The sequence below is a fragment of the Streptomyces cacaoi genome (assembly GCF_006539165.1).
In the GTDB taxonomy this organism is placed as follows: domain Bacteria; phylum Actinomycetota; class Actinomycetes; order Streptomycetales; family Streptomycetaceae; genus Streptomyces; species Streptomyces cacaoi.
In genome coordinates this window covers 66,900-82,717 of record NZ_BJMM01000012.1, presented here as the reverse complement: position 1 = coordinate 82,717, position 15,818 = coordinate 66,900, and the positions used below count along the sequence as shown (strand labels likewise).

At 68.6% G+C, this 15,818-nt stretch carries 6 protein-coding genes, 1 pseudogene and 1 riboswitch; of the genes and pseudogenes, 2 read left to right on the top strand and 5 right to left on the bottom strand.

Features of this window, described 5'->3' with window-relative positions; all coding sequences use genetic code 11:
- Positions 1–3 precede the first annotated feature (3 nt).
- The gene (locus SCA03_RS36165; RefSeq protein WP_230988666.1) at positions 4–1,791 is read right to left on the bottom strand and encodes a ferredoxin-like domain-containing protein; all 1,788 of its coding nucleotides are present in this window, start codon (positions 1,789–1,791) and stop codon (positions 4–6) included.
- Positions 1,792–2,411: 620 nt separating this feature from the next.
- A riboswitch (cobalamin riboswitch) is annotated at positions 2,412–2,508 on the top strand.
- Between the two features lie 55 nt (positions 2,509–2,563).
- Here SCA03_RS36165 and cobN point away from each other — a divergent pair.
- Positions 2,564–6,448, top strand: a complete 3,885-nt coding sequence (cobN, locus tag SCA03_RS14160; RefSeq protein WP_230988665.1) for a cobaltochelatase subunit CobN — start codon at positions 2,564–2,566, stop codon at positions 6,446–6,448.
- A 55-nt stretch (positions 6,449–6,503) separates the two neighbouring features.
- Here cobN and SCA03_RS14155 read toward each other — a convergent pair whose 3' ends face one another.
- Genes SCA03_RS14155 through SCA03_RS14140 form a run of 4 tightly spaced genes read right to left on the bottom strand, consistent with a single transcriptional unit; the run spans position 6,504 to position 14,261 of the window.
- A complete protein-coding gene (locus SCA03_RS14155; RefSeq protein ID WP_086814774.1) occupies positions 6,504–7,601 on the bottom strand; it encodes a helicase domain-containing protein in 1,098 nt (365 codons plus the stop codon).
- Positions 7,598–9,469: a DrmB family protein gene (gene drmB, locus SCA03_RS14150; RefSeq protein ID WP_230988680.1), complete on the bottom strand. Its 1,872-nt coding sequence runs from the start codon at positions 9,467–9,469 to the stop codon at positions 7,598–7,600. The genes SCA03_RS14155 and drmB overlap by 4 nt, the downstream gene beginning before the upstream one ends.
- A gap of 17 nt (positions 9,470–9,486) precedes the next feature.
- Positions 9,487–12,648, bottom strand: a complete 3,162-nt coding sequence (locus tag SCA03_RS14145; protein WP_086814773.1) for a helicase-related protein — start codon at positions 12,646–12,648, stop codon at positions 9,487–9,489.
- Positions 12,648–14,261 carry an NERD domain-containing protein gene (locus SCA03_RS14140; RefSeq protein ID WP_086814772.1) on the bottom strand — a complete coding sequence of 538 codons (1,614 nt, stop codon included), beginning with the start codon at positions 14,259–14,261 and terminating at the stop codon, positions 12,648–12,650. Before SCA03_RS14140 ends, SCA03_RS14145 begins: the two co-directional genes overlap by 1 nt.
- 106 nt (positions 14,262–14,367) lie before the next feature.
- Between SCA03_RS14140 and SCA03_RS37230 the strand changes: the two are divergent.
- Positions 14,368–15,657, top strand: a pseudogene (locus SCA03_RS37230) (sigma-70 family RNA polymerase sigma factor); the annotation flags it as partial.
- Positions 15,658–15,818 lie beyond the last annotated feature (161 nt).

Here is a 15,818-nt window from a genome sequence, read left to right as displayed (position 1 = left end):
CTCTCACTCATCTGTTTGCCGCACGCCGGCCGCGGCGGCGACCACGCGTGCTGCCGCCACGGTGGCGGCGAGGTCGGAGGGGGAAACGGGCGGTACAGGGGAACCGGGGGAAACCAGGGAGGCAGGAGCGGCAGGGGAGACGGGCGATTCCTCGGGGGTGCCGTCCCCTGCCGCGCCCGCGCCGTGGACAACGGTGACGCGATAGCCGTCCGGCCCGGCGACGACGTCCACCCGATCGCCGGTCGGGCGTCCACAACGCCGCTCACAGCCGGACCAGTGGACGGGAAGCGCGGTGTGTCCTGCCTCGACTCCCGTGCCTTCGAGGGGAGTTGCCGCCGCGTGTGGTACTCCGGCTGACGCACCGTCCGGGGCCCGCAGCGTGGCGGCGGCATCGCCCCGCACATCGGCCAGCGACTTGGCGCAACCCGGGCGCCCCGCGCAGGAACTCACCCCGCGCCAGGGCGAGTCCGGCTCGGTGACCAGCCCCGCAGCGCGCAGCTCCGCCAGAGCCGTCGCCACCTGGTCGGCGGGCACGCGGGGGACGACGACGCTGCGCCAGGGCGTCACCCGCAGCTCGCCACCGCCCGCACGGTCCGCGAGGTCGGCGAGCAGCCGGAAGCCTGCCGCCGACGCCCGGCCGAGCGGTGCGAGCACCACCAACGAGGCGTCTTCGTACGGGGGTTCGGGCAGGTACTTGTCTGTCCGGGGCGACTGCGGAGGCCCGTCGGCGGATGCCGCGGTTGGCCCGTCGGCGGACGTTCCGGCCTGCGCGTCGGTGACAGCTCCGCGCTGCACGTCGGCGGACGTCCCGGTCTGCGTGTCGGCGGTCGTTCCCGGGCGCGCGAGGTCGTCGGAAGCGGGCGCCGAGCGCGGGTACGGGGTCGGGGCCGGGTAAGGGTACGGAACCGTGCCCGGCGCGGCGGCATCGGGGCGCGCGGAGCCGGCGGGGAGCGCGACGGGTACGTCGTCCGCCCGCACAGGAAGGCCGGCGCCGGTCAGCCGACGCACCACACGCCGGGTGAACTCCCGTGCGCCTTCCGGGAGATCACGCACCCGCCAGGCGCGGATGCCGTGCTCGTGTGCGGCCTCCAGAAAGGCCGTGGCGGCGAGCAGTGCGGCACGGGGAGCGTCCGGAGCCGCCACCGAAACGGCGTGGGGCGCGTCTCCGCAGCGCAGCAGCCCGACGTCCGGCGTCCCTGGGGCGGTCCGCGTCCCGGAGCCGGCCCCGGGGGGTCCTGCGCCGGGGACGGACGCGAGCAAGGTCACATCGGCGCCCAGCGCGGCGACATCCCCGCGCCCGTCGTCGAGCGCGAACAGAAACCGGCCGGAGAGCGCGCGTACGGCATCGTCCGCGCACAGCAGGCGGTCCAGTTCGGTCAACCACGGTCGGATGTCCCGGTGGCCGTGCCCGTCGAGGCCGGACAGCGGGCTCGCCACGATGTTGCGTACGCGCTCGTGCGCGGCGGACGGGAGCAGCCGCGCGGTGGTGAGCGCGTCCGCGAGGTCCGCCCCGCAGTCGGCCGGGAGCCCCCGGAACTGCACGTTCCCGCGCGAGGTGAGGTGCAGCGCACCGTCGCCGAGCCGCTGTGCGAGGTCGGCGAGGGCCCGGGCCTGGCCGGAGTCGAGCACCCCGCCCGGAATGCGGACGCGGGCCAGCGCGCCGTCGTCCGCCGCGTGCAGACGCAGCGCGCCCGGGCAGGCGTCGTCACGCTGACGTGCCCGACCGGTCGTCCGGTCGCACGTGGGCGCGACCTGCCGGGCGTGCGCGGCGGGGGTGGGGGGCGTGGCCATGGCGGCGAGCATACCCACCGCGCCCCCTCGCGCCCCCGGCCAGGCAAACCGGGCAAACCGGCCGCCAGGTGCGGGTGATGACTGCCCCGCCGCCGGACCGGCCCGCGCGTCCGCTCAGCGGACTCCCCTTGCCGACCTCGGCCCCTGGAGCCCCGGCCCCTGCACATCTCCGCGCGTGACGCCGGAAGCGCGTTGGCCCGGCACAGCAGGCCGCGACTCGGCACAGCAGAGCGGTGGCCCGGCGGTGGTTGTACGCGGCGAGGCCCGGCAGAGCGGTGGATCTGCGGTGACCCACAGCAGGGCCGAGAAAAGGCGTGCCGGCGCAGCAGGGCCGCGAGAAGAGCCACGGAAACGCGTCCACAGCAGAGGCACGGAAAACTCCCGGCACAGCAGAGCCACGAAAACCTCCGGCGCGGCAGAGCCATGGGCAGGTGCTCGGGCACAGCAGAGCGACGGAAACCTCCGGGCGCAGCAGAGCTGTGGGCAGGCACCTGGGCGCAGCAGGGCCGGGAATCCGTGCGGGCTCGACCGGGTCCGGGCAGGCGTTCGCGCAGCCCGTACTTACCGCAGGTGAGGCTGCCCCCTTACGATGCTCTCCGGCGGATCAGTCCGGTCCGCCATCGCCATCGACGGCGACAGGGGAGGAAGCCCGGTGTGAATCCGGCGCGGTCCCGCCACTGTGAGCCCGGCCTGCGAGGCCGGGTGAGCCAGGAACTCCCGCCGTCCGAGACCGCCCGGGGCGAGGACACCCCGAGGAAGGGCCGAACGCCGCATGCCGCTTTCGTCCGGGGACAGCGCCCCGCACCGCGACACCACCCCGACCAGCGACAACCGTGCCGCCGCAGCGGGCAGCGGGAGCCCCGCGAGCCCGGCGACGGGCGCCACCGGCGCAGCAGCCCCCGGCACGGAGAACAACTCGGGCACGGAAACCCGGGGCACGGAAACTCCGGGCGCGGAAACCCCGGCCGGGGCAGCCACTTCGGAGCCGTCCGCCGCCGCTGTCGCTGCCGCCGACGACACCGCCCCGCGCACCGTCCTCCTCCTCTCCACCTCCGACACGGACCTGCTCAGCGCCCGGGCCGCCGAGGGCCCGGTCCGCTACCGGTACGCGAACCCGTCCCGGCTCGACCTGGCCGAGCTGCCGGCGCTGCTGGACGGCGCCGACCTCGTCGTCGTCCGACTGCTGGGCGGCATCCGGGCCTGGCAGGACGGTCTGGACCAGCTGCTGGCCGACGGCCGTCCGGTCGTCGTGCTCACCGGCGAGCAGGCGCCCGACGCACAGCTGATGGCGGCATCGACGGTCCCGATCGGCATCGCAGCCGAGGCGCACGCGTACCTCGCGCACGGCGGGCCGGCGAATCTCGAACAGCTGGCGCGGTTCCTCTCCGACACCGTTCTGCTGACCGGCCACGGCTTCGAACCGCCGGCCGCCGCCCCGTCCTGGGGCCGTCTGGAGCGCACCCCCCTACCGGGCACGCAGCCGGACACCCCCATGGTCGCGGTGCTCTACTACCGCGCTCACCACATGAGCGGCAACACCGCTTTCGTGCGTCAGCTGTGCGACAGCATCGAGCAGTCCGGTGGCCGGGCGATGCCGCTGTACGTCGCCTCCCTGCGCACTCCGGAGCCGGAGCTGATCGAAGAGCTGCGCGGCGCCGACGTGATCGTGACGACCGTCCTCGCGGCGGGCGGCACCCGGCCCGCCGAGGCGTCGGCCGGCGGCGACGACGAGTCCTGGGACGCCGGCGCGCTCACCGGCCTCGACATCCCGGTCATCCAGGCCCTGTGTCTGACCGTCCCCCGCTCGGACTGGGAGCAGAACGACGAGGGCGTCTCACCCCTGGACGCCGCCAGCCAGATCGCCGTACCCGAGTTCGACGGCCGGCTGATCACCGTCCCGTTCTCCTTCAAGGAGATCGACGCGGACGGTCTGCCGTCCTATGTCGCCGACACCGAACGCGCGGCCCGCGTCGCCGGGATCGCCGTGCGGCACGGCCGGCTGCGCCGGATCGCACCGGCCGACAAGCGGCTGGCGCTCGTCCTGTCCGCCTACCCGACGAAGCACTCCCGGATCGGCAACGCCGTCGGCCTGGACACCCCGGCCAGCGCGGTGGCACTGCTGCGCCGACTGCGCGCCGAGGGCTACGACTTCGGCCCGGCGGAGGAGATCCCGGGGCTGGTCTCCGGCGACGGCGACGAACTGATCCGCGAGCTGATCGAGGCCGGCGGGCACGACCAGGAGTGGCTCACCGAGGAGCAGCTGGCCCGCAACCCGGTCCGGATCCCGGCCGCCGACTACAAGCGCTGGTACGCGACCCTCCCGGCCGAGCTGCGCGAGGCCGTCGAGGAGCACTGGGGCCCGCCGCCCGGCGAGATGTTCGTCGACCGGACGCACAACCCGGACGGCGACATCGTGCTCGCCGCCCTGCGCCGCGGCAATCTGCTCATCCTCATCCAGCCCCCGCGCGGTTTCGGTGAGAATCCGATCGCGATCTATCACGATCCCGATCTGCCGCCGTCCCACCACTACTTGGCGGCCTACCGCTGGATCGCCGCCGCGCAGCAGGACGGCGGTTTCGGCGCCGACGCCATGATCCACCTGGGCAAGCACGGCAACCTGGAGTGGCTGCCCGGCAAGAACGCCGGACTGTCCGCCGCCTGCGCCCCCGACGCCGCCCTCGGCGATCTGCCGCTCGTCTACCCGTTCCTGGTCAACGACCCCGGCGAGGGCACCCAGGCCAAGCGCCGGGTGCACGCCACCCTCGTCGACCACCTCGTGCCGCCCATGGCCCGCGCCGACTCCTACGGCGACATCGCCCGGCTCGAACAACTCCTGGACGAGTACGCGCAGATCTCCGCCATGGACCCGGCCAAGCTGCCGGCCATCCGCGCCCAGATCTGGACGCTCATCCAGGCCGCCCGGCTCGACCACGACCTCGGCATGGAGGAGCGCCCCGACGACGACGGCTTCGACGACTTCCTGCTGCACGTCGACGGCTGGCTGTGCGAGGTCAAGGACGCCCAGATCCGCGACGGACTGCACGTCCTCGGCAACGCACCGGCCGGTGAGGACCGCGTCAACCTCGTCCTCGCCATCCTGCGCGCCCGCCAGATCTGGGGCGGCAAGCAGGCGCTCCCCGGGCTCCGCGAGGCCCTCGGGCTCGACGAGTCGGACGCCACCCGCACCGCCGCCGACACCGCCGAGGAACGGGCCCGCGCCCTCGTCCAGGCCATGGAGGACGCCGACTGGGACCCGGCCGCCGTCCCGGCCGTCGTCGCACGCCACCGCGGCGACGCCCCGGCACAACAGCTGGCGGACGTGCTGGAGTTCGCCGCCGGCGAGGTCGTCCCGCGCCTGTCGCAGACCACCGCCGAACTCGACCACGCCGTCCACGCACTGGCCGGCGGCTTCGTCCCGGCCGGGCCCTCAGGATCGCCTCTCCGCGGCCTGGTCAACGTCCTGCCGACCGGACGCAACTTCTACTCCGTCGACCCCAAGGCCGTCCCCTCCCGCCTCGCCTGGGAGACCGGACAGGCCCTCGCCGACTCCCTCCTGGAGCGCTACCGCACCGACAACGGCGACTGGCCCACCTCCGTCGGCCTCTCCCTGTGGGGCACCAGCGCCATGCGGACCGCCGGCGACGACGTCGCCGAAGCGCTCGCCCTCCTCGGCATCCGCCCCGTCTGGGACGACGCCTCCCGCCGCGTCACCGGTCTGGAACCCGTCCCTCACGAGGAACTCGGCCGCCCGCGCATCGACGTCACCCTGCGCATCTCCGGCTTCTTCCGCGACGCGTTCCCGCACACCATCGGCCTGCTCGACGACGCCGTACGGCTCGCCGCCTCGCTGGACGAACCCGCCGAGCACAACCACGTCCGCGCCCACGCTCAGGCCGACCTGGCCGAACACGGCGACGAACGCCGCGCCACCACCCGTATCTTCGGCTCCCGCCCGGGCACCTACGGCGCGGGCCTGCTCCAGCTGATCGACTCCCGCGACTGGCGCACCGACGCCGACCTCGCCGAGGTCTACACGGTGTGGGGCGGCTACGCCTACGGCCGCGAACTCGACGGCCGCCCGGCGCGCGAGGAGATGGAGACGGCGTACAAGCGGATCGCGGTCGCCGCGAAGAACACCGACACCCGCGAACACGACATCGCCGACTCCGACGACTACTTCCAGTACCACGGCGGCATGGTCGCCACCGTCCGCGCCCTGCGCGGCACCGCCCCCGAGGCGTACATCGGCGACTCCACCCGCCCCGAGACGGTCCGCACCCGCACCCTCGTCGAGGAGACCTCCCGCGTCTTCCGCGCCCGCGTGGTCAACCCCAAGTGGATCGAGGCCATGCGCCGCCACGGCTACAAGGGTGCCTTCGAACTCGCCGCCACTGTCGACTACTTGTTCGGCTACGACGCCACCACCGGCGTCGTGGCCGACTGGATGTACGACAAGCTCACCGAGACCTACGTCCTCGACGAAACCAACCGCGAATTCCTCCAGAAAGCCAACCCCTGGGCCCTGCACGGCATAGCCGAACGCCTCCTGGAAGCCGAATCCCGCGGCATGTGGTCCAAGCCGGACCCCGCCGTCCTCGACGCCCTCCGCCAGACCTACCTGGAAACAGAGGGCAACCTGGAAAACGACGAGGACTGACCTCCGCGACGGGCATTCCCTGCATCCCCGGAGAGGAAGCAGGGAATGCCGTGTCTCAGCAGGTGCGCCGGATCAACAAGGACTCCGGAATTCCGGACAGGATAGGTGGTTCCTTTGCACCGAGGTGAGCGAAGTGCAGGTCTTCGCGAGCGCGGGTGCACAGGACGAAGAACCGCAGACACGCTTCCACACCGGTCGGGTCCTCGGTGTACGCGTCGAGATCCGGGACGAAAACGCTGTCGAACTCCAACCCTTTCATGCTCGCTGTGCTGACTAGCCGAATCGGGCGGGAGGAGAAATCGATGGCGTTCCGGTACCGGTCGTTGTGTGCGTAGGCCTGGGTCGACCCGGCCAGACCGAGCTTTGTGAGGCCGTTCTGGACGGAACGCAAGGTGTGCGTCGACCTGCAGATGACTCCGATGCTCCGCTCCGGATGCGCGTGGAAGCACTGGCGTACAGCGGAGAGAAGGTGCTCCCGGGAAGGGGCTCTCAGCAGCGTCGGTATAGGGCCCGCACGGGTCGGCACAGCGACCTCTGAGTCCCCCCTGACGTGGAACGCGGACGCCAGGGCAGCGATGGCACGGCTGTTCCGGTGGTTCTCGCGGAGTACGATCGGGGACCGGATACCGAGTGCTCTGCGTATCTCCGACAAGGCGCTCTGCTCACTGTCGATCCGCTGGTTCTCGTCCGCGAAGACAGTGATGTCCAGCCCGAGCAGACGGCACAACTGGTAGAAGCCTATGGGCAGGTTCTGTCCTTCATCGATCACAAGGTGCCCGGTCGTCCCGACCTTCCGGGCGAGACAGTTCTGCTGCATCTCGAGCCAGTCGTATGTCCAGTCGTCCTCGTCGATCTGGGGAGGATCGCTCCGGAAACGTGCACTCCAGAATGCCCGGATCCACCGATGGTAGGTGGTCACGTCGAGCGCTTCCGTAAGGTCCGGTGCCAACTGGGCGAGATATTGATGGAGCAGATTGGAACGAGTGAGGAGAGTGACCCCGCGCCCGGCAGTCGCAAGTGCCCACGCCCGGTAGACAGCCATCACGGACTTGCCCGACCCAGGTGTTCCGGTGACCAGATGGCACCCGTGGAAAGGCAGATCGACGACAGCCTGCTGTTCGGTTCCGAGGTCGACGAGGGAGGGGAACGTCATGGCAGCTCGACGGCCTCTGCGGATTCCTCCAGTGCCGCCCGCACCACGTCCCGGAAGAATCCGGGGACTTCGCCGTCACCGATCAACAGCGTTCTGTCGAGTAGAGAGTTGCCCGCTTCGCAGCATGTCTCGGGAAGAAGCGTGCACGCATGGCAGGCTGCTCGGTTGAGGTTGGCCAGGGACCGACCCGTCGAGTCAGCGCACAGTGGGTCCTGTGAACACCACTGGGCCGACTCGAGCAGCCGTACCAGTGTCTCGACGAGATGCGGCGGGCGTCCCTGGCGAACCAGCCCGCCCAACGTTCCTTCCGCATCACCGGCTGCTGTGTAGACGAACACGCCCGCCTGCGGTGGATGATCGCTTCCCGGAGCATGACTTCGCGCATAGACACGTTCCCGGAGAGAAGCCGCGTTGTATCCGCTGTCGTAGGAGAGCTGGCGGATGAAGTGGTGAGCCAGGGTGTGGAGCATGACGAACCGTGGCAGGAGCACGGGCCCGGACCGGGCCCTGAGCCGATCCTTCTGGAAAGAGGCTTCGAGGTTCTCCTCGATACGCCGCGTCCGTTCGCGCACAGCCGGGAGATTCTCCCAGGAACTCAGATGGTCCTCGTCGACGGTGAGGAAGATGCCCTCACCGTAGGTCTCGACAGCGGGGAGCCATTTTGCCCGAGAGGCACCGCCGACCTTGACGACTCTCCCGCCCTCGTCGTCTTCATCGTCGCTCGAAGCAGGCTCGTAGCGTGAAAATCCGGCGAGCGCACGTACTTCGCGCACCCGGTCCGCGACGACAATGGAACCGATCTTCGCAGCCAGTTTCTGCAAGGACCCGGCATCGTCGGACCGGACACCGAGAGTGGAGCGGCGGACCGAAAAGGTGGGGGACTCGGTGACGCTTTCCGGTGCGGACAACGCCGCCCACTCGTCGATGCTCAGGTCGTCGTCCGCGTCGACCACCGTCGGCATCGCGACGGCGTCGTCCGTGTCGCGACGGCGAAGTCCCTCCACGAAACTCTCGGGAACTGAGCAATGGTCTGAGATGACCTGTCTCAGAGCCTCTGCGATCGGGCTTCCCTCCGAGCTTCTGAACTGCGGCCACAGCGAGTGGTCGAATACTCTCTGGGCCGCTTCCTCCTCTGCGGGAAGGTCTGCGGGGGAAGGGATGTCGATCGCCGAGTGCGTGACCGGGAAGTACACATTGGAGGCGCCGCGCTGTACCGCCTGTGGAGTCTCCTCACAGATTTCCGGTTCGTCGCCTTCCGACTGCCACGGATGGGTCCCGGGACACGCCAGACCGACTCGTTTGAGAACGTTCTTCTGGCTGATTCCCGCCAGGCTCCGCCCCGCATGACAGGAGAGACAGGCGACCCGCAGGGCTTCGAGCCCGGAGGAGTCGGGCATCGCGATGAACCGGAGCCTCCGGGCCTGGCACTGGCGTTGGTCGTGGTTCTCGCTGCGGGAATGGGCCCAACGGTGCCAGTCGATGTCCGCCATGTGGCCTGCTCGGCACACCTGGATGAAACGCATGGGGGCCAGCTGGGAGCCACCGGCACAGCGTCTGCAGGCGGGTTGTTTGTCTGCCTGCTCGAGTTCCGGGCGCCACAGGGCCATCCGCCGACAACGAGGACAGAAGAGCCACTTCGGAAACCGTACATAGACAGGCCCGTTCCGGCTGGCGAAAGCCGCCTTGCCGGCGGGGATCACGGGTGCTGAACGGAAGCTCTGCACCCCGAGTTTACGGGCCAGTCGTGGGGACTTCACCTCCTCGCTTCTGCGGGACCAGCTCTGGATGTCGGCGGCTACGAAGGATTCGCCGCGGAGATCGATGATGCCTCCGACTCCGAAAGGAACGATGGTCTGGGCTCTGCGCACCTTGCGTCGAACATCTTTCACTGACTGCCGGCTCCTCTCACGACGACGAGGCACTCCCTGTCCACGTTGCGCATCGACTGGAGGGTCGGCCACATGCCGTCCTGCTTCCCGAAGTCCCGGAGCAGCGACGCGTGCTGACGTCCTTGAGGCTGGTAGTAGAGTCGTCCACCGTCGACGCGGGCGTTCTCTGCCTCCTGTTTCCAGCTCTCCACGAGCTTGTCGAGCTGGTCGGCAGCGGCGCTCGCCTCGCTGGGATCGGCGCGACACACGTGGTCGACGAGGATGTCGCGAACACGCTCCACTTCTGCCTGGTGCTCAAGGAGTTCCCCGGCTCTGTTCTCCGCCGCCAGGCCGATGCCGTGGCGCACGAGAATGGTGAGAACTGCGTGTAGCGCCCGGTCGCGCGACGGCAGGGACCAAGGAGTGACGCTGGTCGGCTCGACGTGCCGGTAGAGCGAACGGTGGTACACGCCGAACGACTCGTAATGGGACCTGTCCCGGGGTTTGGTGGAGCGGAAGAGCGTGACAACCAGCCCTGGGACGTGACGTCGGCCGACGCGGCTGGTGGCCTGGATGTACTCCGAGGTGGTCTTGGGCTGGCCGTTCATGAGCATCAGGCCGAGACGAGGCACGTCGACACCGACGGACAGCATGTTCGTCGTGGCGAGGAAGGACACGCTGTCGCGGCTCTTGAAGTTCTTTCCCAGACGCTCGAGAAGCCGGGGCTGAGCGGCCCTCGAGATGTTGCTGGTCAGTTCCACCACTGAATCGTCGTCCAGCTCACGGCGGTGCGTTTCGTTCTGCGTGAGGTGTTCGAGACGGGCCGGGATGTCGTCCCTGGCGATGGTCACCGTCCGGCCCAGTTCCCGCAAGCTGTTGTGATAAGCGACCACGGTCCAGTAGGCGTCCCGGAGTGTGTCGTCGTCACAGACCTCCTCCGAGGCCTGGAGAGCGGCGGCTCCGACGTGGACCGTCGAGGTGGAAGCAGTGTGCCCCTGGGCCATGACACCTACGTACATGCGCCCCGGCTTCTTCTCGTCCGGGGACGCGAAGTACGAGTGACCGGCATCGAGGCCGGGCGGGGGGAAGAGCTGTGCGGTACGCCCGTAGAGGTTCTGGACCTGCTCCTGCGAGCGCCGAATCGTCGCCGTCGACGCGATCACTTTCGCTGCCGTACCGCCTCGCCTGCACAACTCGAGGACGGCGGACTCGTACAGTCCCACTGTCGTTCCCAATGGTCCTGCCAGCAGGTGCAATTCGTCCTGGATGACGAGAGAGGGAGCGCGCTTACCGTTCCCGCCGAAGAGGCGCCCCGCTCTCGGCTCCCAGGCCAGGCGCGCGAACTTGTCCACCGTGCCGAGCAGGAAGGTCGGCGGTTCTTCGTACATCTGCTCGTCCACGACGGACACCGGGAGCCGTTCGTGGAAGACGCACGAATCCCGCGGACAGAAGAAGTAGGTGGTGGCTCCGTCAGCTCGGATGCCGAAGTCGCGGTCGGATCGGTACCGCTGCGGAACGATCTCGGTACCGCACCAAGGACATCGCTCCAGAAGGAACCTGTCGTCGGGCTCCTCCATCTGTTTCAGAGCCTCGAGTTCCTCCTGCGCCGCGTCGACCCTGTTCGGCGTCGTCTCTCTTCCCACCCATAGCCCGATGGAGACGGGTTCCTCGCCCAAGCTCTTCTCGAGCGGTCCGTCGTGCCCCTTCCTGATGTACTCCAGGGCGCACACGGCTGTAGCGGTCCGTTGGAACTGCTGAGTCGTCAACAGGCTCAAGGTGTAGCGACTCAGTACAGCAGTTCCGCCGCCCTGGGCGCCGAAGCGCAGGCGCCGCCAGAGAATCTCGAAGCATGCGGTGAGCAAGTATGCCTCGGTTTTGCCACCGCCGGTGGGGAACCAGATCAGATCGACCGTCTCGCGGTCCTCGTGCTCGGGGTACATGAGTCCTTCGACCACGAGCAGGAAGAATGCGAGCTGGAACGGGTGCCATGCGTAACTGCCGTCCGGCTCCGTCAGCTCGAGCACCGGATCGGTGCGGCGGCGCCGGTTGCCTGCGAGCTCCGGGCGGCTGTGCAGCATCTGGAGCGCCATCGCCCGGTTCGCCAGCCGGAAGGCCTCGCGCGCGTCCTCACCCGCCCGGGTCGGAGCGGTGATCGCCTCCACCCCCCGCACCATGCGGTTCAGAGCCGTTTCGATGCGACGGAGGATGCGTCCGGCCGGCTCGGCCGCCCAGGGCCCGAAACCGTCTGCCACCGTCTGCTGGTGGTCGTACCACGCGCGATAACCTTCGACGAAGTGCTGCAATTCGTCCCGGAGCTCGGCAGCGGGTACCGGTTGCGACAGGTGTGCGAGACGAAGGACGGGCAAGCTCACGGGGCCGTCGGGTTTGATGTGGTGCACTACCTGTTGGGGCATGACCTCGGCGCGCACAGTGTCGACTTCCCCGTCGTCGTCCCACTCCACCGCGCACCCGTGACCCACTGCTCTCGTGATGACGCGGCGGTACTGGACACGCAGCTCCTCCTCTTCCTCGTCCCGACTGGTGAGGCGGGTGCTGGGGTACTCCATGATCCTCCCGCCGACAGTCGTGGCCTCCACTTCCGCCTGGAAGAGCATGAGGTCCCGGTCCTTGTGAGCGCTCTCCTCCTCGTCGTGCCCGTTGGCGAGCACGCACGTCACGAGGTGTCCCTCGCCGAAGGCCCGCCACCGCACATGCAGAAGTCCGTGTCCGTCCAGCACGCCGATCGGTGAGGCCTGCCCGACGGTGACGGTCTCGGTGCTGGCCAGGCGAGGCTGCCGACGCCAACTGCGGCGCCCGCCCTCCCGGAACGTGAGGTAACGGGAGGCACTGCACGTGACCCGTACGCGATCCGCATCGGTGAAGAAGGAGAAGCCGAGGGACGAGGGCAGCCACGCGTTCGCTTCAGCCACGGGGTCGTCCGCGAAACCGTCCTCCTCGCCGCTCCCTGCCTGGTTCTCGGCGAAATCCTGCTCCCCGTCGTCCCTCGAATGCTCGGACAAGGAGACGCCGCGTGGGTACAGCGTTCCCATCAGGTACCGGCGATCCGGTGGATCCACCAGGGTTTCGTCCTCGGCGTACGCGGGACCGACCAGCTGCCGACGCAGGTATGAGACGAATTCGTCCCGGTGCTCCGGAAGTCGTGTTTCTGCATCGTTCATCAGAGCCTCCCCTGCTGCTTCAGCATGGCCACGCCCAGGTCCTTCAGTGCCTGTCGTGTGCCGGGGCGGCACGCGACCCAGAGTTGGGCGCGTGCCCTTGTCCACGCGACGTAGATCGCGTCGAGCCGTCCCTCAAGATGGGCCGGTTCGAGGTCCAGAAGGCAGACGACATGGTTTTCGTGTCCCTTGAAATCCCCGATGGACGACCAGGTGAGCCGGTGCTTCCTGCGCTCGGTCCCGACCACGTCGGCGAACCGCTCGATCTTCGAGGAACGTTGCGACTGGCAGGCGGAGCTGGTCTCCCACTCCCCCCCGACGGACAGCAAGGTGACGTCCCGAGGTGATACTCCGTTCCGTACCAACTCGTCCACGTACACGTCGAGAGCCCGGGCCTCGTCCTGTGTGTCGTGTACATCGACGAAGCGTACGGGCTCCCCCTCACCAGCAGTGGCGATCCCCAGATCGGCCCCGGTGTAGGAGCGCACCTGGTTCACGATCTGCACGGTGTTGCGGCAGTTGCGCTTCATGGGGCCGTACCGGAACCCCAGGTCGCACAAGTACTGCCATGCCTCCGGGTCGTAGACGTCCGGTGTCAGCACTTGATTGTTCTGGTCGAGCATGAAGATCCACTGGCCGCCGGACAGACCTCCTGCGACCAGTTCCTCCAGGACGTCGAGAGCCTCGAAGGACATCAGGTCCTGAGCCTCGTCCACGATCAGGTGGTCGAAGCTTTGCCCTCGCACCTCGTCGAGCCGGTCGAACGGCAGCACCGTGATCGAGACCTCGGTGAGGACTGCCGCCAGATGCTGCGCGAGAGTGCTGCCGGCGCACGTGAACAGGACGCTGCCCCTGGCCGACTTGCGGCGGGCGGCCTCGGCGGCAAGGAACGTCTTCCCCGTTCCTGCACCGCCGGTCCAGATGAGCCGTGGGTTGGACTCCAACTCGTCGAGCCTGTCGAGCTGTTCCTCGGTGAGCCGCTCGAAGACGACGTCGAGATGGGTCAGGCGTGACTGCAGGTTCGGCACCAGGTCGAAGTCCGGACGAATGGCCGCGAGCATCCGTTTGCGGAGAGATGCGGGCACCGGCGTGCGTGCCCACCTGTTCCGGGCCGACCAGAAGCGGGTCGCCCGCTCGATGCCGGCGGCCAGGCCACGGCCGCCGTCGTATGCCGTGGCCCCGAGGTACTGCTCGGGTTCGAACTCCGTCGTACGGTCGAGGTCGACGTCCGTAGTGATCACGAGGTAACCCCCGGCGACGCCGTGGTCCCTCAGATCGCCGATCAGGGCTCCCAGCTCTCGCTCGAACTCGTGCATGCCCCCACTCGCCTGCTTGAACGGACTCTCCTTCGGTCCGTCCTCGCGGCCCGGTGGGCCGTAGTACCACTTTCCATCGCTTTCGCGCACTCGACCCCCCTTGACCTCAATGAAGAGCAGGAGATCGGGCGTGATGACGACGAAGTCGATCTCACCGACGCGCTTCTTGCGGTGCCTGGGAAGGTGCACGGTGTGCAACGCGACGCTCTGGTCGTCAGGTACCGCCTTCAGCGCGGCGAAGACGCTGCGTTCCGCGTTGCTCCTGGTGTTGCTCGAGATCTCGCTAGGGATGATGCGCATCGACTCTCTCCCCCCTTGTCACGCCAACGCCCCATCAAAATACAGAGGGTTGCCTGGGGGAGTGCCTCCGGCCCGGACAGAAGCTGGCAGACGAGGCCGATGAGTGATGGACTGGTACGTAACAGGGGTGGCCGTACGGGGCGTTGGGGGCAGGATGACCAGGACACGAAGAGGTGCCTCCGGCCAGAGTGAGCACCATACGTTCCCGGAGATCCTCGTTCGACTCGTTCGGCGCTTCACGGCCGAGAGAGTGCAACCCCGGGTGGCGGTGCAGCAGGTACTGCGCGCTGCGCGTCTCGACGCGTCGGAAGCCCAGGCCCTGTCGGAGGCCGTCGCGGCTGCGGAGATTGCCGCGGAGCCTCAGAGGGACGGTCGGGGCCTCGCGGACGATGTGGGCTCCTCGGAGCAGCAGGTGGCCGACGGGGACACCGCTCACTGGGACCCGTTCTCGGACTCGGAACTCGGCGAGGACACGGAAGAGCCCGACATCGAAGCATTCCGGGGAACGGATCACGTCGGCGACTTCGAGGCTGCTCGCAGTGCTGCGCGTCGGGTGCTCGAGGTGGATCGACGGCGGGCGAACCCGCAACGAAGGATTCTCACGGCCGAGGAGGAAGTCGGCCTCTGCCTGCTGTACCGGGGGAGGGAGGAAATATCTGGCCCACTGCCCGACGGTTACACGGTTGGGTTGCCACGGGAGGGCGAGGCCCACAGGGCTCTGTCCGCGATGATCGCCCATAATCAGCGACTCGTTCACAAGATTCTCCGGGACCTCGGACATCGGCCGGGAGGCCCCATGTACGAGGATCTTGTACAACATGGGGCGATCGGTGTGATGCGCGCCGTCGAGAAGTTCGACGTCACCCTGGGCTGCAAGTTCTCGACCTACGCGACTTGCTGGATCCGGCAACGGATCACGCGGGCCATCGCCAACGAGGGAACCTCCATCCGGCTGCCGGTTCACATGAGGGTGGATGTGGAGAAGGTGCGTCGAGCCGAGAGAGCTTGTCTCGACCAAGGGCTGAAGCCGAATGTGGACGATCTCGCTCTCGCTTGCGAGATGAGTTCCGAGAAAGTCGCGAAGTGTCTGCAACTGAGTCGCCGAGTGGTGCTCTCGTTGGAACAGCCTGTGAGTGCCGACACGACTCTCGGGGAACTGGTGGTTGATGCCTTCACGCCCGTACCGGGGCCTGAACAGGTGTTGTGGCCGGTGTTCGCTCGCCAGGAGATCCTCAATCTGTTCGACTCCTGCCCCCTGTCGGAACGGTCCCGGAAGGTTCTCCTGCTCCGCTACGGCTTCGTGGACGGGACACCATGGACTCTTGAGGAGATCGGAAAGGAGTTCGGCGTCACGCGGGAGCGCATCCGACAGCTCGAGAAGTGGGCCTTCAAGGATCTGAGGGTGCACTTGGGCCTGGAGCCCGACGACCCGGCCTCGGAACGCCGCCGGCGGCGGGCTGTTTGTGAAATGAGCGTCGCGGGTTCCGCGTCCTCCGGCGGCTCCGATGGCTCGGTCAGGGATTCGTACGGGTGGAAGGCCCCGCCGCGCAACGGTGG